This is a genomic window from Massilia scottii (assembly GCF_030846495.1).
GTDB classification, from domain to species: Bacteria; Pseudomonadota; Gammaproteobacteria; order Burkholderiales; family Burkholderiaceae_D; genus Telluria_A; species Telluria_A violaceinigra.
This window is the reverse complement of the sequence record NZ_JAVCWM010000002.1, coordinates 459,239-477,184: the sequence shown is the minus strand read 5'-3', so window position 1 is coordinate 477,184 and position 17,946 is coordinate 459,239. Positions and strand designations below refer to the sequence as shown.

15 protein-coding genes and 1 pseudogene are annotated in these 17,946 nt (G+C 63.7%); 9 read left to right on the top strand and 7 right to left on the bottom strand.

The window, feature by feature from the left end; translation table 11 throughout:
- Window positions 1-85: 85 nt before the first annotated feature.
- Window positions 86-616: pseudogene (locus RBA41_RS04085) on the bottom strand (Tn3 family transposase); the annotation flags it as partial.
- Window positions 617-828: 212 nt separating this feature from the next.
- Here RBA41_RS04085 and RBA41_RS33410 point away from each other — a divergent pair.
- Window positions 829-1,218 (top strand): PAS domain S-box protein, encoded by a 390-nt coding sequence (locus RBA41_RS33410; protein ID WP_374709481.1) that lies wholly within the window; start codon window positions 829-831, stop codon window positions 1,216-1,218.
- Between the two features lie 131 nt (window positions 1,219-1,349).
- Here the strand turns inward: RBA41_RS33410 and RBA41_RS04075 are convergent, their stop codons facing one another.
- Both RBA41_RS04075 and RBA41_RS04070 read right to left on the bottom strand, forming a co-directional pair.
- Window positions 1,350-2,723, bottom strand: coding sequence for a TIGR00271 membrane domain-containing protein (locus RBA41_RS04075; protein ID WP_306621293.1), 1,374 nt, complete (start codon window positions 2,721-2,723; stop codon window positions 1,350-1,352).
- Window positions 2,724-2,882: 159 nt separating this feature from the next.
- Window positions 2,883-4,577 carry a coiled-coil domain-containing protein gene (locus tag RBA41_RS04070; RefSeq protein WP_306621291.1) on the bottom strand — a complete coding sequence of 565 codons (1,695 nt, stop codon included), beginning with the start codon at window positions 4,575-4,577 and terminating at the stop codon, window positions 2,883-2,885.
- Window positions 4,578-4,693: 116 nt separating this feature from the next.
- On the opposite strand from RBA41_RS04070, the gene RBA41_RS33405 reads away from it, so the two are divergent.
- Complete coding sequence (locus RBA41_RS33405) at window positions 4,694-4,993, top strand: lantibiotic dehydratase C-terminal domain-containing protein (protein WP_374709479.1); 300 nt, start codon at window positions 4,694-4,696, stop codon at window positions 4,991-4,993.
- Here RBA41_RS33405 and RBA41_RS04065 read toward each other — a convergent pair.
- Window positions 4,903-5,703 (bottom strand): ferritin-like domain-containing protein, encoded by an 801-nt coding sequence (locus RBA41_RS04065; RefSeq protein WP_306621289.1) that lies wholly within the window; start codon window positions 5,701-5,703, stop codon window positions 4,903-4,905. The genes RBA41_RS33405 and RBA41_RS04065 overlap by 91 nt on opposite strands.
- A gap of 156 nt (window positions 5,704-5,859) precedes the next feature.
- On the opposite strand from RBA41_RS04065, the gene RBA41_RS04060 reads away from it, so the two are divergent.
- The 3 genes from RBA41_RS04060 to RBA41_RS04050 all read left to right on the top strand — a co-directional run bounded on the left by RBA41_RS04060 (window position 5,860) and on the right by RBA41_RS04050 (window position 9,572).
- The gene (locus tag RBA41_RS04060; protein ID WP_306621288.1) at window positions 5,860-7,356 is read left to right on the top strand and encodes a TonB-dependent siderophore receptor; all 1,497 of its coding nucleotides are present in this window, start codon (window positions 5,860-5,862) and stop codon (window positions 7,354-7,356) included.
- A 312-nt stretch (window positions 7,357-7,668) separates the two neighbouring features.
- Complete coding sequence (locus tag RBA41_RS04055) at window positions 7,669-9,027, top strand: glycoside hydrolase family 28 protein (RefSeq protein ID WP_306621286.1); 1,359 nt, start codon at window positions 7,669-7,671, stop codon at window positions 9,025-9,027.
- 14 nt (window positions 9,028-9,041) lie between these two features.
- Window positions 9,042-9,572, top strand: coding sequence for a hypothetical protein (locus RBA41_RS04050; protein WP_306621284.1), 531 nt, complete (start codon window positions 9,042-9,044; stop codon window positions 9,570-9,572).
- Here the strand turns inward: RBA41_RS04050 and RBA41_RS04045 are convergent.
- Window positions 9,569-10,312, bottom strand: coding sequence for a lipoprotein YafT (locus RBA41_RS04045; protein ID WP_306621282.1), 744 nt, complete (start codon window positions 10,310-10,312; stop codon window positions 9,569-9,571). The genes RBA41_RS04050 and RBA41_RS04045 overlap by 4 nt on opposite strands.
- 384 nt (window positions 10,313-10,696) lie before the next feature.
- Between RBA41_RS04045 and RBA41_RS04040 the strand changes: the two genes are divergently transcribed.
- The 4 genes from RBA41_RS04040 (at window position 10,697) to RBA41_RS04025 (ending at window position 14,544) form a co-directional block, all read left to right on the top strand.
- The gene (locus RBA41_RS04040) at window positions 10,697-10,906 is read left to right on the top strand and encodes a hypothetical protein (protein ID WP_306621280.1); all 210 of its coding nucleotides are present in this window, start codon (window positions 10,697-10,699) and stop codon (window positions 10,904-10,906) included.
- Window positions 10,907-11,310: 404 nt separating this feature from the next.
- The gene (locus tag RBA41_RS04035; protein WP_306621278.1) at window positions 11,311-12,195 is read left to right on the top strand and encodes a manganese catalase family protein; all 885 of its coding nucleotides are present in this window, start codon (window positions 11,311-11,313) and stop codon (window positions 12,193-12,195) included.
- Window positions 12,196-12,248: 53 nt separating this feature from the next.
- Window positions 12,249-13,163, top strand: coding sequence for a ZIP family metal transporter (locus RBA41_RS04030; protein ID WP_306621276.1), 915 nt, complete (start codon window positions 12,249-12,251; stop codon window positions 13,161-13,163).
- Between the two features lie 169 nt (window positions 13,164-13,332).
- Window positions 13,333-14,544, top strand: a complete 1,212-nt coding sequence (locus tag RBA41_RS04025; RefSeq protein ID WP_306621274.1) for a sensor histidine kinase — start codon at window positions 13,333-13,335, stop codon at window positions 14,542-14,544.
- A 27-nt stretch (window positions 14,545-14,571) separates the two neighbouring features.
- Here RBA41_RS04025 and RBA41_RS04020 read toward each other — a convergent pair whose 3' ends face one another.
- Together RBA41_RS04020 and RBA41_RS04015 are read right to left on the bottom strand one after the other, a co-directional pair.
- Window positions 14,572-15,156, bottom strand: coding sequence for a sigma-70 family RNA polymerase sigma factor (locus RBA41_RS04020; RefSeq protein WP_306621272.1), 585 nt, complete (start codon window positions 15,154-15,156; stop codon window positions 14,572-14,574).
- Between the two features lie 124 nt (window positions 15,157-15,280).
- Window positions 15,281-17,944, bottom strand: a complete 2,664-nt coding sequence (locus RBA41_RS04015) for an NAD(P)-binding protein (RefSeq protein ID WP_306621270.1) — start codon at window positions 17,942-17,944, stop codon at window positions 15,281-15,283.
- Window positions 17,945-17,946 lie beyond the last annotated feature (2 nt).

Genomic DNA, 17,946 nt, shown 5'->3' with positions numbered 1-17,946 from the left:
TCGCCGCGCCACCGGCGATCCTTGGGTCGGCAGCAAAGACCCCATGCTCAGTGGGGCGGATTGGGAAAACGGAAAAGATCGGGCGCTAAGGCGATTGGCCGCTCGTGCCGCCCCGCAATCTATCCGTTCTCCCAGTTGCAATCACCCTGAGTCCAGGCTTCCAGATTATTCCCTGCGCCTGGCGCTTGCCCGGCTCTCTGAATCCGCCTTCGGTTTTGCGCTGCTGGCGCCAAACATAGTCCCCGGTCAGGTTGATACGCTCCCGGTCCAGCGGCGACAAGAATTGCAGCATCCCGTCGTCGGGCAACTTGCCTTTCTCACGCAATGGCTTTGTCGCCCGCTCCGGGTAGACCGTATTCCATAGTACGATTGCGGCCGTCACCAAATTCAGGCCGCTGGCACGGTACCTCTGCTGCTCGAATGACCTGTCGCGGATCTCGCCCAGCCGGTGAATGAAAACCGCCCTGGCCAGCGCATTGCGCGCCTCCCCCTTGTTCAAACCCGCGTGCACGCGCCGGCGCAGCTCGACGTTCTGGAGCCAGTCCAGGATAAAAAGCGTGCGCTCGATCCGCCCCGGCTCGCGCAGCGCGATTGCCAGGCCGTTCTGACGCGGGTACCTCCTCGAATTGGCACCGCTGTATCAAGTCGCGCGCTTCAATTCGATGCTGCCAACCACCGCGTCAGGTTTCATTTTGCTCGCAACTGGGGCGTTGCGGGTGACAAGTACGCAGGCTCAATCCGGTGAAGTGACAGAAGAAAATCACATCCACGGTGGCGGGGATCTTGCTGCTGGTTGTGACGTGCGTCGCCGCGGCAGGGTTTAGTGTGATGCGTGGCGGGCTAGAGCAGGCTGTACTTGACAATACGGGACCGGTTATCAAGCGAACGATCGAGATTCACGTACTGAGAAAGGACGGAAGCGCGTTCTCGGCCGGGTTGTCGGTGACCGGGTACAAGGATGGCGAGAACGATGTCTCGAACGCTTTTGTGCGCGACATCACGGAACGTAAAGCCGCAGGGCAACGCCTCGCAGAGAGCGAGCAGTTTCTGCGAACCGTCACCAACAACATACCGGCCTTCGTAGCGCATCCCCCCCTTCCAGGCCATATTGTCCGGGGAAGTGACATTCTCCGACCTGGTTCGCCAAAGTCGATTGTCTGTTGCTCAGAGTTAATAGATGAAAGACAGAAAGTTGTGAATCGGGTCATGGGGAAATGATGAGATGCACCGTTTTCGCGGCATCTTGCTCATTGCACATCATTGCACCACGATCCTCAGGGCGGCCTGTTGCCTGGCGAGCCGGGAGGGCCGAGATCGCAACACCTCGCTTTATCCAGCCTGCCATGCCTTCAGGAGGAGCGCCGGTTCCCGTTCCTCGCAATCTGGCGTGGTGGTGCCGGCTGTAGAGCCTGCTGAACGGCAACGGCGCGATCCGGAAAGCGCGCCGCCAGACCAGCGCGAATACGTGCCAGATCCTCCAAGGCGAGCGCTGGCGTAGCCTCGATGGCAAGGACTAAGACAGGGCCTTGTGACTGCGCATCACGTGCCCTCCCTACACCATCGCCTACCGCGATGGTTGAAATAGTGGGATATGCGGCCAGCAGTTCTTTAACAAGCTGTGCTTGCAAGGCGCGCTGTTGGGTCGTCTTCGCCAACTCGATGCGCATGGCACTGAGTGCTTCGTCCCTGACAGCTTCAGGTCCTGCTCGATCCGCCTGTAATTCCCGACGCAACTGTTCCCGAAGCGCTGCGACATCAAGTTTCTCCCCCACGTTGCGTAGCTGCAGCGTGGCCTGGACAAATCCCTTGCTTTGCAAACGGCGCTGCAGACGCGCTTGTTCAGCTGGCGGGACCGGATCACCACCGACGACGATAGAAAGACGGCGTTGAGCCAGCGAAGTCTCTTTCGACAATACCAGTACACCTTCCTGGCGTTCAAGTGTGGCAATAACCTCCTTGCTGGCCGCCAGGAACAACTGGTCCTGTACCAGCCGGTAAGCCAGAAAGGCACTCGGCACGGTGAGCATCAGCATGCAAAGCCCAATTGCAACGTGCACGCGGACTCGCCGGCCGGGATCGGCTTCCTTGTGCTCTGGCAGGCGTAGCAATTTGACGAACAGATAGGTGGCCAGCGCAATAAAGAAGGCATTGATCACGAACAGGTAGGCCGCGCCGGCCGCGAAATTCCAATGACCATTCGCAAGGCCGTACCCGACTGTGCATAACGGCGGCATCAGCGCGGTAGCAATGGCGGCGCCAGGAATAATCGTCGAGATATCCTTGCGGGTGTGGGCGATGATGCCGGCACATCCACCAAAAAAAGCGATCAACACATCCCATAGCGTTGGCGAGGTACGCGCCAGCAGCTCGGTATGGGCCTCCGACAACGGACTGAGGTAGAAGTATGCGGTGGAAGTCACGACACTAAGCAGAACGAACACCGCCAACCCGCGCCCGGCATCTCTGATCAGGCGGGAATCGCTGGTGCCCGCCCCATACCCAATCGCCAGCAGCGGCCCCATCAACGGTGAAATAAGCATCGCGCCGATCACCACGGCCGTCGAATTCACATTCAGCCCAACCGAGGCGATCAGGATCGCGAAGAAAAGCACCCACAGATTGGTGCCGCCGATTCGCGCACCGCCGCGAATGCTGCGATCAATGACCTCACTCTCATCCTGATCGTGCCGCAAGTCGAACCATTCTCTTAAAATCGCCAGCATATCCTGCTCCCAGTTGCTACGGAAACGGGGCAGTATATCAGCGACTGTTGCAGCTTTGAAATATTACACTGAATAACATTCTCGAGCGTGAAGCGCTCGATTGGCTGGCGGAGGGGCCAACTTGAAGCGATGTGCGAGATCAGTCAACGCCAGTCCCCATCAGATTCCAAATGCCTTCAGGCTAGCATCGGCGAGGACATCGAGCGCACTTCTGGGGCCCCTGTCCAAGCGCGAGTGGCGCGGCACCTCCTCGTACAGGTAACAAACATCGACTCCACGAAAGTGATCGTGAAATAGCGATTGCCTGCCGCGCAGGTAGGGAAGGAATGGTTCGGCGCGCACCGTGGAGTAGAGGGCGTGCACGCTAAATCCAAGCGTCGCATCCTGACTGATCGAGCGGCCTGTGATGGCCGCTTCGAGTCGAACTCCTCTGCATCCCTTGACAATCAAAGTCGCCGGCCCCTCAAAGACCAGGTACCGCAGCTGCAAACTGAGCCATGCATGCAGCGTCCCAAGCCGCCAGTGGCTGCGTATGCGCGGACGCTGGTCAGGGTGAAACAGGATCCCCGCCAGCGCGCGCGGCTGCAAAACGAAGGATGCACCGGCAGGTAGCTCCAGCAGCGCCAATTCAACCAGGGCATCTCGCGTTGACGATACCACCACCTCCGCATGGTCCACGGCGCGAAGGCGCTTGAGCATCCACAGCTGGGCTGCCATGCTGGTCATGATGTGGCGCCAGTCGAACAGCACTGTGGTGCGCACTGCAACACCGGCTGGCTGGCTCTGGCAGTAGTCCGGACGGATACGCATCTCGGTACGAGGCGCGAGCACCACCGTCAGCGACACGGCCGACCTCAGGGCCGCGCAGGGAATGGCCTGGGCGACTGGACCGAGCACGATGGGCGGCCGGCGTGCCGCCAGCGGCGCCAGAACGAAGTAGAACAGCGTGCGCACGCAGAGCGGTACCAGCCACCAACCGATCAGTACGCCGAGCGCGAGCGGCAGTACTGGCAATGCAGCCTGGTAGCCGCGCCACAGCAGGCTGCGCGCGGCAAGCGATTCGGCCCGCAGCAATGGCGCTCGCAGGGCGGCGACGGCTTGGTCGAGTCGCTGTTCATCGAAATGAAACGTGGTCAGGCCGGCAGGCAGGGTCAGGCGATCAAGAAGGGATTGCTGCGCGCGAAAATCGCGGAAGGCTTGCTCATTGGCCAGCAGCAGGCGGTCGATGTCGATGCGCAGCTGGCGCACTTGGCGATATCCAGCCGTCCCCGGTATGCCAGCCAGCCAGCCAGATTGCGTCTGGATACTGGTCAGTTCCTGTCGCGCACGGCCAAGCTGCGCATACACTTGGATATGGGCCAGTCGTAGTTGCTCCCGTTTGGTCGTGGCGGCCTGTCGGTTGTCCAGGACCAATGCATGCGCCCGCGCCGAGAGCAGATAATGTCTTGCCTGACGCAGAAGTTCGAGTTCGACTGCCCGTATTGCCTGCTGCCGCAGTTGCGCCAACATGGAAGCGTGGCCTCCAAGCACGGCCAATGGCATAGAACCTTGCTCCTGGGTAAGTTGAGCAGCCGCGATTTGGCGGTCGATCTCGCGCAGCTGTGCGTCGATCTGTTGAATTGTTGCGCCAGAAAATTGCTTGAGCTGCCGTGTCATCGCATCCGCCCTGACGGCGCGCAACTCTTGCACATCGTGGTGGGCGGCGCGCAGGGCTGGCAATTCGGCGACCAAGGCCTGCAGCTGCCGCCACTCGTTCCCAATCCATTTGCCGGAGGCAAGAATCAGGACGATGATGGCGAAGAGAATAAGATTGCGCCGTAGAAAATGCAACCCGACGAAAATGATATGTCCCACGAGGTAAGCTCCCATGCGCAAAAACTGATTCTGCTGACCGGCGGGCCTGTTCAGAATGCACCTGCTTCCTTTGCACCAGGGTAACTATTCAGCCGCGTAGCGGCTGAATAGTTACTATGCCGGAATGGAACCGATATGGCGGGGTTGCCGCCATGCCGCTCGTGCACGCAATCTTTACAGCCAGCTCTCATATTGTCGCTGAAATGCTTTCTGCGAGCGTGAATATTCTTCGTGCCGCAATTTTCACGTTGGATAGTTCCCCAGTGTCAGTTGATCGGTTATTGGACAATGAAGGCCGCAGCGGCGCGTGTCACTCCTCGATTAACTACGAGAACACCGCCAGCTCGGCTTCGGTAAACCCCGCCCGGCGCCGCGCCTCGATGTTGAAGGGCCCCTTGAGTACCGGCGCTTCGTAGCGCAGCGCCAGTTCGGCGTACGCCGTCTGCGGATCGAGCCCGCGCTGATCGCACAGATAGCGGTACCAGCGGTTGCCGATCTCCACATGACCCACCTCGTCGCGCAAGATGATGTCGAGGATCGCTGCCGCCGCCATGTCGCCCGCCTGCGCGATCTTGGCGCGCAACGGCGGAATCGCATCGAGTCCGCGCGCTTCCAGCGTGCGCGGCACCAGCGCCATGCGCGCCACCACGTCGCCCTTGGTTTTCTCGACCATCTCCCACAAGCTGTCGTGCGCCGGAAAGTCGCCGTACTGGTAACCGAGCACCTGCAGGTGCTCGGCCAGCATCGAGAAGTGATAAGCCTCTTCCTTTGCCACCCGCAGCCAGTCGGTGTAGTACGCCGCCGGCAGGTCCGGGAAGCGCCAGAGCGCATCGAGCGCTAGGTTCATCGCGTTAAATTCGATGTGGGCCAGCGAATGAACCAGCATCGCGCGCCCTTCCACCGTCACCATCGAACGCCGCCCCACCAGGCGTGGCGGCACCAGCAGCGGGCGCTCCGGGCGCCCCGGAATCGGACGTGTCACCTCGAACACGGCGCCATTGTCCACCACCCAGCCGGCGGCCAGATGCGCCTGCGCCAGCGCGGCAATGAGCGCGGTCTTGGTGCCGGGATCGGGTTCAAGTAAGCACTGCAGCGCGTGTGCGCGTAGTTCCAGCGGTTGCGCCATCGTATGACCCTGTGCGTATAAATCCGGGCAGTATACCAAGCCCGCCGGCGCGGATCAGAGCCAGGCCCACTTAATTGCTAATGATTCTCATTTAGCATAAAATGTTGGGCTTTTGTCGATATCGGCCGCCGCCTCGGACAGCAGCAGCAATTCGGCGTGCGCATCAACGCGGCCGCTGGTGCGCTGGGCAGCTTCCTCGACAACGTCGGCGACGGCAGCCGGCGCTTTGCCTCCGCCGCGCTGGACTGGCGCGTCGACAGCCGCCTGCTGCTCAAGGCGGACCTGGAATACGACCGCCGCAAGATAACCGAAGAAGTGGGCGTGGCGCTGCCCGCCGCCGTCAATGGCGTGATCGCCCTGCCGCGCGCGGTGGACCCGGCGCGTCTGGTCGGCCCCGACATCGCCAAATTCGACGCCACCAGCAAAAGCGTCGCCCTGCGTGCCGACTACGCGCTGGCCGAGGGCTGGGCGCTCACGCTCGAAGGCGGCCGCTCGCAGGTGGCGCGCGAACGCAACCTGGCGATCTTCCGCTTCACGAACGCCGCCGCCGTGGCGACGGGCGCCGGCCGCATCGCCGGCAATTCGCAACACAGCGTGGTCGATTCCGATATCGTGCGCGCGGAGCTGTTCGGCACCGCCAGCACGGACGCCATCAAGCACGAGATGACGGTTGGCGTGAGCCGCACCAACAAGACCCAGGACCCGATCTACCAGAGCAACTACGCGGTCGCCGCGCAGAACCTGTACCACCCCACCGCCATCGGCAACATCACCTGGTCCGCGCGCCCGGCCAACCCGACCACCGCCGCCCTCGAAACGCGCGACGACGGCCTGTACGCCATCGACCGCATGGAACTGTCAAGCCAGTGGCAGCTCATCGCCGGTGCGCGCAAGGTGCGCTACCGCAGCGCGCAGGGCGTGAACGACTACGCGGCCAGCAAGACCACGCCGATGGCGGCCGTGATCTACAAGCCCTTGGCCGAGCTGTCGTTCTACGCCTCCGCCGCACAAGGCCTGGAGGAAGGCGAGCCTGGTCCGGCCGGCACCGTCAACCAGGGCGAACGCATGGCGCCCGGCGTGAGCAAGCAAAAGGAGCTGGGCATGCGCTGGCGCAGCGCCGGCGGCACCCTGCTGTCGGCCGCGCTGTTCGACATCGACCGGCCCGGCTACTACACCAACGCCGCCAACGTGTTCGTGGCCGACGGCGAACAGCATTACCGCGGCGTGGAGCTGGCGACCCAGGGCCAGCTGACGCGCCAGCTGGCGTGGCAAACGTCGGCCCAGTTCCTGCAGCCGGAATTCGCCGGCATCAACGCCAGCTACAACGGCAAGCTGCCGGAAAACGCCTCGAAGCAGACCGCCAGCGCCTTTCTCTCGTATGCCTTCGACGAGGCCGTGCCCGGCCTGTCGCTTAACAGCGGCATGTATTACACGGGCCGCCGTCCGGTCAATGACCTGAACCAGGCCTGGCTTGGCGGCACCACCTTGTGGACCGCCGGCGCGCGCTACGTCAACCGGACCATGGGCAAACGCACCACCTGGCAGGCCAACGTCGAAAACCTCGGCGACAAGCAGTACTGGGCCGGCGCCGGCGGACGGCTGGCCGCCGGTGCACCGCGCACCATCAAGCTGAGCGTGAAGGTCGACCTGTAAAGACAGCGGCAAACAGAGCGCAGGCGACCGGGGCGACCCTCGGCGCGCTGATGAAATCCGCCAACGCGCTGACGATAATTTCCATCCGGCGTTACGGGAATGGCCAATTTCAAACGAGTCTGCTAATCTCGATCCTGATCGAATGATCAGCGATGCGTCAAGGGCCTGCAAGAGCTTGCCGACGCTCACTTGCCAACCGGACGACCCCAGCCCCGAACTGCGCGCGGCCCTGGTCCGACGGCGCCGGGTACGCGAGGTACCCGGAACCGCGCACTGCCTCTGGCGTGCCAGGAACAATCACTGGAGAGTCACATGAAGATGAGCGAATTGGCTGCGAGGCGCGCTCGCGTGCATTGCCTGCGCACGCTGGCGGCAGCCGCGCTGGCCCTGTGCGGCGCGGCGCACGCGCAGGATACCCGCACCGTGCGTGAACCGGTGCTGCCGCCCGCGTGCGCGGTGCTGCTGGCCGAACCCGCCCTGCCCGGCCGCGACGACGCGCCACGGATCCAGGCCGCCATCGACAAATGCAAGCCGGGCCACGCGCTGCATCTGGCGGCGCAGGGCGACAGGCGCGCCTTTACCGCCGGCCCGCTGACGCTCGGGAGCGGCGTGACGCTGGTGATTGACGCCGGCGCCACGCTGTTCGCCAGTACCGATCCGTCACTGTTCGACCGTGGCCGCAACACCTGCGGCACCATCGACGCAGCCGGCACCGGCTGCCGCCCGTTCATCACGGGTGATGGCATCAGCGGCGCCGGCATCATGGGCGACGGCAGCATCGACGGCCAGGGTGGCCAGCGCATCGACGGCAAGCCCGAGACGTGGTGGCAGATTGCGCGCCGCGCGCAAAAGGAAAAACTGCGCCAGAACGTGCCGCGCCTGATCCAGCTGGAGCGCTCGCAGGGATTCACGATGTACCGCATCACCCTGCGCAATGCGGCCAACTTCCATGTGGCGATGAACCGGGTCGACGGCTTTACCGCGTGGGGCATCCGTATCGACACGCCGCACGACGCGCGCAATACCGATGGCATCGATCCCGGCTCCTCGCGCAACGTCACCATCGCGCACAGCCATATCCGCACCGGCGACGACAACGTGGCGATCAAGGCGGGCCACAACGGGCCGTCCGAGAACATCTCGATCCTGCACAACCGCTTCTACAGCGGCCACGGCATGTCGATCGGCAGCGAGACCAATGGCGGCGTGCGCAACGTGCTGGTCGAGGACCTCGACATGGACGGCACCACGTCCGGCCTCCGCATCAAGAGCAACGACCGGCGCGGCGGCGTCGTCAAGGGCATCGTCTACCGCAATGTATGCCTGCGCAACGTGCAGTGGCCGCTGTATATCGATACCAACTACGTGCCCGCGCCGCCGGGCGACCTGATCCCCGACTACCAGGAGGTGCGCATGGAGCATGTGCACAGCCTCACGCCGGGGCGCAATGTCATCCTGCAGGGCTACGACGAAAAACGCCCCTTGCGGCTCACGCTCGACGACGTGGTGGTGGACGGCAGCCCGCTGATGAAGATCGACTTCGCGCGCCTGGCCGGCCAGGTCAACCCTCCCGGCGCCAAGGGGATCGACTGCAGCAAGCGCCTGCTGCCCTTCCCGGACGAGACGGCCCGCGTCGCAAAACGAAGTGACGAACTGCTGTTGCCAAAATAGGTAAGATCGACTCCATGCACACACTCATTATTCTCCCCATGAACAGCATCGTGCGCGCACGCGCCGCCGCCCTGGCGGCTTGCGTGTTCTGGCTTGCGCCGGCGACGAAGGCTGCGGCCACGGAACTGCGCTATAACTTCACCAGCGAGCGCCAGCCGGGCGCCATCCTGGCCGACGCCTATCACGCCAGGTTCGCCGGCAAGCCGCGCTACATGACCGCGTACAACGGCAAGACAGTGGTGCCGGGCGCGCCAGGCTACGATCCGAACCTCGACACGGGCGCGCAAGGAGCGATGTACTACCCGCTGCTGCGCTGGGAGCAGCTGGAAGACACCAGGGACGTGCCCGCGATGGTTGCGGACAAACTCAAGGATGCCTATGAACTTGGCTTGATCCGGTCCGAGGAGGGCATAGCGCGCGGGCGCATGGTCAACGGGCGGCTGCTGGCGCCAGCGGCGCTGGTCAGCCGCGCCAAGGCGGCCAAGGCCCTGTACTTCATGTGGGTGCTGGCGCAGCCGCCGAAGGCGGAGAACGACCTCGCTTAGCTGGAGAACTTGTAAAACAGCTGGGTCACGGCCGCGCGGTAGGCTTTTTCTTTCAACATTGCGACCTGGGCCTGGTCGACCGTGGCACGCGAACCGCGCGAGCTGAAGTCGACATCTTTAAACGGCTCGGGCGAAAACATTTCCCACTGCCCCGTGCGGACATCGACCAGCGCCACTTTCAGGCGAATGCGCATGTGCTGGTTCTCGTCCGGAACGAGTGCGCCCAGGATGGGTACCCACGACACCACCTTGGTGGACATGTTTTCGCGGCCCGATTCCAGGATGCCCCAGTACACCATCAGTTTTTCGCTGCCGCTGCGCGCGGCGGCCAGGCGCAGATGGCCGGCGTAATTGGTCTTGCCCTGCCCTTCCTCGGGTACCCCGCTAAAAACGATCGGCCGGTAGTACTGCGAAAATGCTGTGACCATCGCTTCGTCGGGAATCAATGCACCCGACTGCACCAGCATGACCGGGCTGTTTTTAGCGAGCGTCATTCTCTCACGCTTGTCCAGTGCCTCGCGGATCGCTTCTTCGGTGACCACCGCGGTCGGTTGAATACCGAGTACGTTAAATTCCGTCAGTTCGCCGCGGTACTGCACACCCGCCGGCCGCCCGTAACCGTTCGACTTGTCCGGATAGCCGGAATCCGAAATGGAACGGGTCGCGCAGCCGGACATGAGCAGCAACGCGCACAAACCGGCAACCGAGCCACGCACGAAGGAACCTTGAGGAAAACGCATTTTTATCTTTCTATTATGATAGTGAGCACTGATGATACGGCAATTGGCCTGCCGGGCCCGGCAAAAAAGCCGCTCCGCCCGGACTAGTTTGTTACCAGACGTTTCAAGGCGACCGTGACCCGTACCGCTGCTTCGGGGACGGCCTGCGCTTACGTGTTACCGCATCGTGTCATTTACATGTCAACCGATACGCCATGGCAAGCGCTATGGGTGTACGCGCCGGAGAACCGCCCTGGTGAAGGCGGTTTTGCTCCTGGCCCGGAATTTGCAAAGATGGAGTCGGGGAGCAACCACCCGCGAGAGCGCAACTGGCGCACAGACCGGCATCCCCGATGGCAGCCCTGGCTGCGCGACTCCATGCCTGATAAACCGAAAGGAAATTGTATGCCTGTACGCCCGCACTCCACCGCCCCAGAAGGTGTTTTTATCGTCATGCAGCAGCGCGGTCGCGACCGCGTGCTGTTTGAAGTCAACGCCGGGAAGATGGTCTCGATCCGCGTCGCGCCGCCCGGCACCGCCGGACCGGAAAACATGGCGACCGAGCAGGATATGGAGCACAGTCGCCTGCTGATGGACACCAAAGGAAGCTGCTGATCCCCGTCCGGGCACCGTCCTGTTCGCGCTGTCCAGATCTTCCTCCCCGTTTATCGCCGCCTTGCACTGGCTATCAGTGCAAGGCGCAGCGCTTTCCCTCCTCGACACCGACAACGCTGCCGCCCGATGGCGCCAAACCGCCTGCCATGTCACGCCCAAAAAGTTTCGATAAAGCGGCGTGCACTCCTACACAGCCTCAATAATTCCTCTTACCTCGCCGTCGCTTCCGCCTGCTTAACATGGATCTCGGTTAAGCACATCACTTAGCCGCTCATGGCCGCGATACCGTGGGGTCCGATGTACCGGCCCCGGTGCACGATCGCCTGCAGAAACCTTGTTGAGGCGGCGTCGAGGCGACGCCAGACCGCCGGCGGGTCTGGATCCATCCACATTGAGGAGTTCACATGTTTGCACATAACAAGCGCTTGCAATACACCGTCCGGGTCAGCGAACCGAATCCGGGGCTGGCCAATCTGATGCTGGAACAGTTCGGCGGTCCGCAGGGCGAACTGGCGGCGGCCTGCCGCTATTTCACCCAAGCCCTGGCCGAGGATGACCCGGGACGAAAGGACATGCTGTTCGACATCGCCACCGAAGAGCTGAGCCATCTGGAAGTGATCGGCAATATCGTCGTCATGCTCAACAAGGGAGCAAAGGGCCAGCTGGCCGAAGGCGTCGACAAGGAAGGCGATCTGTACCGCAAGATTACCGGTGCCGGCAACGACAGTCATTTAACCCAGGTCTTATACGGCGGCGGCGCGCCGCTGATCAATTCGGCGGGCGTTCCGTTCACGGCGGCCTATATCGACACCATCGGCGAGCCGACCGCCGATTTGCGCTCGAACATCGCGGCCGAATCGCGCGCAAAAATCGTCTATGAACGGCTCATCAATCTCACGGAAGACCCTGGCGTCAAGGAAGCCCTCGGCTTCCTGATGACGCGCGAAATCGCCCATCAAAAATCGTTCGAGAAAGCCCTGTACGCGATCGAACCGAATTTCCCTCCGGGGAAAAAGGCAGGCGATCCCCGATTCGACAGCGTGTATTTCAATATGTCGCAAGGCGACGGCGAAGTGCGCGGCTCCTGGAACCGGGGCGAGGACTGGAACTATGTTTCCGACCGCGAGAAACAGGTGGCGGTCGATGGCGGTGACGGCAGTGCCGGCGTGGTTCTGCCGGAAAGCGATATCGCCCTGCTCAAGAACATGGCCCGGCGCACCGTGTCCGACCCGAACGCCGAACCGGTGACCGGCGCCGAACTCGGGGCGCGCGGCAGCGCCCCTGTTTAAGCACGACATGCCCACGTGATCGACCCTTATTGACGATCTGAGCGAGAGTGCACATGGATGTATCTGCTGGCAGAACGCACTTCGGTGCACGCCTCGGCCGGGTCTTCGGGCGCCGATGGGCCATCGGCGCCGTCCTCCTCCTGGGAGCCAGTGCGGTGGCGCTCGCGGCGCTGCTGCACCCGGCCTGGCAACCCGGTGCCGCCTTGCGCGGCGCAGTCGTAGGCGGCGGGGCGGCGGCGCTGGCGACGGCCATCGGCGCGCTGCCGGTCCTGTGCGCACGCGAATTCGGCAAGCGAACGTATGACGCCATGCTCGGTTTCGGCTCCGGCGTGATGCTGGCCGCGACCGCGTTTTCGCTGATCGTGCCTGCGCTGGCGGCAGCGCGTGCCAACGGCGGCAGCGCCATGTCGTCGAGCATCGTCGTCGGCGCGGGCATCGCGCTCGGTGCCGTGCTGATCCTGATGCTGGAAAAGGTGGTGGGCCACAATTCGCAGACCCTGCTCGACGAGCGCCGGGTCAGCGCATCGGTCAAGCACGCGTGGATGTTCGTGGCGGCCGTCGCGCTGCATAATATTCCCGAAGGACTGGCTATCGGCGTCGCCTTTGCCGGGCCGGATGCCGGCGATGCGCGTACCCTGGCCACCGCCATTTCCATCCAGGATGTTCCGGAAGGCCTGGTCGTGGCACTGGCCCTGCGCACGGCCGGCTACACCCGCATGACGGCGGTGTTGTTCGCTGCCGCCAGCGGGCTGGTCGAGCCGCTGGCCGCCGCATTCGGCGCCGCGATGTTCAGCGTGGCGACCGGCATGTTGCCAGGCGGCCTGGCGCTCGCTGCTGGCGCGATGCTGTTTGTGATCGTCAATAACGTCATTCCCGAGTCGCACAGCCATGGCAACGGCAAGGTGTCCAGTATCGCGCTGGTAGCCGGCTTTATCCTGATGACCATCCTCGATACGGCGCTGACCTAGCTGCCTCGTTTGACGCCTGCCGCAGGCGCGGCACGCTTGCACCCGTCTGCCCCACATCGCCAAAATGCAGTACCCTTGTTAACGAAAAATTTGTCCAGGTTATTTTCACCGCATTAAGTGAATGGGAAACACCCGGACAAGGCGTTTGACAAACCATGCGGGGGATGAGATGGCACTGGCGACGGATAGAAACACTGGCGCGCGGGCATTGTCCGCGGTATCGATGGCGCTGGAAGGAATCAGGGCTGATCTATTGGACCGTTGGGAAACGCTGGTGCGCGGCCATGTTCGCGGCGCCCGCGCACTGCGCAGACCCATCCTGATCAATACCCTGCCCTCCTTTTACAGCAACCTGATACAGGCACTGACGCCCGCCTACCCGCGCGACGACGCGACCAGCCACACCACCGCCGCCGCGGCGCACGGTGGAGAACGCGCGCGCATGACCAATTTCGGCGCGGAACAGCTCATTCATGAATACCAGCTGTTCCGCGAGGCGCTCGGCGAGGTCAGCGGCGCGCACGGACTCGCGCTCAGTCCGGCCGACTGGACCGTCATCGACCGCTCCATCAACACGGCCATCCGCGAAGCCGTGCGCGAGTTCACGTCGATCCATGAGGACCTGCGCCACAAGATGGCGGCTGCCCTGTCGCACGACATGCGCACGCCATTGGCCGTGATCGCCAACGGCGCGCAGCTCATCGGAGTGGCCGACGACCTGGCGCAGGCGAAACGCCTCGGCGAAAAAATCGCCGTCAACGCTTCCCGCCTTGAAACCATGGTCGGCGAGGTGCTCGACGCCCTCACCACGCACTGCGGCGAACGGCTTCCGCTGCATCTGAGCCGCTTCGACATGCGCGAACTGATCCTGCTCGTGCAGCGCGAGTTCGCCGACCGCTACCCCGCCCCGCTGGAGGTGGCCGCCATCAGCCTGGAGGGCTGGTGGTGCCGCGATACCATGCGCCGGGCGCTGGAAAACCTGGTGGCCAATGCGATCAAATATGGCGACGGCGGCCCGATTCGCATCGAACTGAGCGAGTCACACGGGAACATTCTGCTGACCGTCCACAACACCGGCAATCCGCTCAGCGAGGAGCAACGCGGCCGCATCTTCGATTATCTGCGGCGTGAACGGCAGGTGCAGGCACAAGCAGGCTGGGGCATCGGATTGCCATTTGTGAAGCGCGCCGCGGAGAGCCATGGCGGCAGCGTGGCCGTCGACAGCTCGGCGCAGACCGGCACCACTTTCCTGATCGACGTGCCGGTCGACTGCCGCCCCTACGTCGATGGCGCTGGCCACGCGGGTAGCTGGGAAGCCCCGGCAGCCCCCCCGGCGGCAGCGGCGGCGGACGTTACCGGGCTGCACCGTTTGCTTGAATGAACGGGACCGGATCGTCCCAAGCCGCCGTCAGGCTTGCCCGCAAGCGAAGCCACGCTGCTTGAGCTTGCCCGCGATCGCGATGCGGGCGCTGGCAATCCGGCTGCGCACCGTCCCCACCGGGCACAGCATGGTGGCGGCAATCTGCCCGTAGCTCATCCCCGCCAGCTCGTGCAGGAGGATGGCGGTCTTGTGCTCGGGAACCATGGCGTCGAGCGCCGCGTCCATGGCCGCGGCCATTTGCTTGCCGGCCAGGGCCTTTTCCGGGTCGGCGCTCTCGCACACCTCCCACTCCGCGCTGCGCCAGTCGTCCAGCACGCCGGATTCGTCGGGCAAAAGGCGCTTGCGGCGCGCCAGGAACCCGAGGGCGCAGTGATAGGCGATACGGAACATCCAGGTGTAAAAACGGGACTGCGCGCGAAACGTGCCCAGCGAGCCGTACACCAGGATCAGGGTGTCCTGCACCACATCGTCGGCATCGGCCGGGTCGCGCACGATGTTGAGGGCCAGCAGGAACAGGCGTCGCCGGTACGGCGCCACCAGCGCATCGAATGCATGCGGCTCGCCCCGTCCCACCGCCTCGATCAGCGCCTGCTCGCTGCGGCGCGCGGTCACAAGGCGCCCCCGGCGCCAAGCCGGGCTCGCCATGGCCGGCCAGTTACAAGTTCTCTCATAGGAAATTTGTCCGAAAAGGAATGCTCCGGGCCGCCATCCGGGTGCGGATGGCGGCCACCACTATCTACTCAGCGGCCGCGCTGCGGCTGCCGCCGGCATCGGCCGCCCGCACGGCTTCCGCGGCCTTCTTGCCGGCGATGAAAGCGTGGTCGGAGTTGTAGTACTCCCACTCGCTGTAGCGCCCGGAGAGCACGATGTCGTGCCGCGCCAGCCACTCCTTGACCGTCGCGACGTTGGCGGCGCGCGCATGGTCGTAGACCACGTAGGCGTACGGCATGTCGACCTGGTTCGAGACGATCACTTCATCGCTGGCATCGATAATGCCGACCGCGATGCAATCCTCGATGCAACGTTGAATCAGGGCGTCGCCGTCGAGCGGCAGCGGTTTCCACGGCGAGTACGAAATCTCGCAGGTCAGGCCGAAGCCGCCGGGCGGATTGCAGTGCGGGCTGGCGTTGCCCTGCACGAAGATGCGATGGAAAATCGTCTCTTCCGGATAGTAAATCCAGTGCTTGTCCGTGATATTGGCGCGGTTGATGCCCAGGTTGACGCAGCGGATCGAGATGTGGTTGAGCCCCTTGGCCGCCATGCGCACCTCTTCCGGCGCTTCCTGCCCGATCATCCGGACCAGTTCCGGCAGCGGCATGGTGCTGATCAGGTGCTCGTAGCGGATGCGGCGGCCGTCGGCCAGCGCCACGGTTTTCTCGCCCGGCAACACCTGCGTCACTTCGGCATTGTGCTCGACCTTGCCTTCGATGAAGGGCAGGAAGCCGCTGACCAGCGCCTGGAAGCCGCCCTTGAGCGGATAACCGAAGCGCGCGTTCGGCCCCATCGGCTTGCCGACCGGTTCGAGCGCGCCTTCGATGATCTCGGCCAGGTCCGGCAGCGGCACGCGCCCGCCGAGCCAGGACGTTTCCATTTCCGTCAGCGGCACCGTCCACAGTTTCTTGTTGTACGGAATGGCAAAATGCCTAGCAATGCCGGCGCCCCACACCTTGTAGATGAACTCCTCGAAGTTGCCCGGCTTGGCTGGCGCCGCCGCGACCGCCGTGCCGTCCTGCGTGCCCGCAGGCAGTTCGACCCCGCCATCGGCGCAGCAATCCTCGACCGGCCTGGCCAGGTCGCATGCGGACGCCTTCTCCTTCTCCGCGCCGTAGCGCGCTTCGATGGCGCCGACGATGCATTCGGTGATCACCCTGGGCGGCAAGCCATACAGCGCGCCCTGGAAGGGATAGCGCGTGTACACGTCCTTGCTGTAGACCCAGGCTTCGCGGTTCTGCCAGTGCAGGTTATCGCCCAGCAGCTTGTCGTACAGCTTGAGCACATACGGGTCGTTCGAGAACATGATGTGGCCCGCGTAATCGAACGTGAAGCCGCGGTCCTCGATCGAGCGGCACCAGCCGCCCGGGGTCGGATTCTTGTCGAGCAGGATCGCGTCCTTGCCCAGGTGGTAGGCCGCGGACAGCCCGGTCGGCCCGCCGCCGGCGATCACGCAGTTGTACTTTTGCGTGGTGGCCGTTGCGCGCAGCGGATTGACGTTGGCCGCATTGGTGCCAGCCGGGGCGCCATCGTGCCGTTCCTGGGCCGGCCGCACGGTCAGCAGCGCGCGCATCTGGTTGGCGGTGGCGGCCCACGAGGTGCGCCGGACCACGGCGCGCATGTCGTCGACCATTTTCGCGCGCCGTTCCGGGCTCATGGCCAGCGCGTCTTCGCATGCGGCGATGAATTCGAGCGGCGAACGGGCAATGCTGACAATGCTGCCGTACGGCTTGACCACGTCGGTGATTGCGGTGCTCACGATCGGCAACTCGGCCGCCATGTATTCCAGCACCTTGGTCGGGCTGATGAACTTGGTCGACTCGTTCAGCGCGAACGGCAGCAGGCACACGTCCCACGCCGCCAGGTAAGGCGGCAGTTCCTCGTACGACGCCTGTCCCATGTAGTGGATATTGCTGTTCTTCGGCAGCGAGGCCGGATCGATCTTGACCACGGGGCCGACCATGACGAGCTGCCATTCCGGATGCGCATCGGCCACGGCTTTGAGCAGGTCGATATCGAAGCGTTCATCGATCACGCCAAAAAATCCCAGGCGCGGCGTGGCCAGCCCGGTTTGCGACGGATGAACGCGCGCGCGGTCCAGCGCCTGCGAGAAATGCGCCACGTCCACGCTGCTCGGGAAGCAGTGCGTGTTCGGATTGCGGTCGCGCTTGGCTTCATACAGGCTCGGCCCGCCGGTGAAGACGACGTCGGCCAGGTTCAGCAGCGCCGTTTCACGTTGCAGCAACTGCTTCGGCGCGTTCCTGAACGCCGACAGCTCGTCCATGCAGTCGTACACCACCACGCGCGGGTGCACCGATTGCAGCAGCGGCAGCGCCATCGGCGTGTAGCACCAGGCGATCGGGTCTTCGCCGGCGCTCACCAGTTCGGCCAGCAGCGGCTGCAGCAGCGGGATCTGGTCGTCGTGAAAGCCCTGCGCCGCCACCGGCGTGTGCGGCTGGTACAGCGTCAGGTTCGGCGCCACCTGGCGGCTCTTGAGAAAACTGTCCCCCTCGTGGAAGACCGGCTCCTCGACCACCAGCACCTTGAAATGCTCGGCCAGGCGCGAGAGCAGGTGTTGCGGGCGTTGATACACGAAGTCCCAGCGCAAATGGCAGAACACGATGATGGTTTCAAGGGCGCTTCCCTTGGGGGCGTGGGCGGGAGCCCCGTTTTGTAGTTGGTCGTTCATGC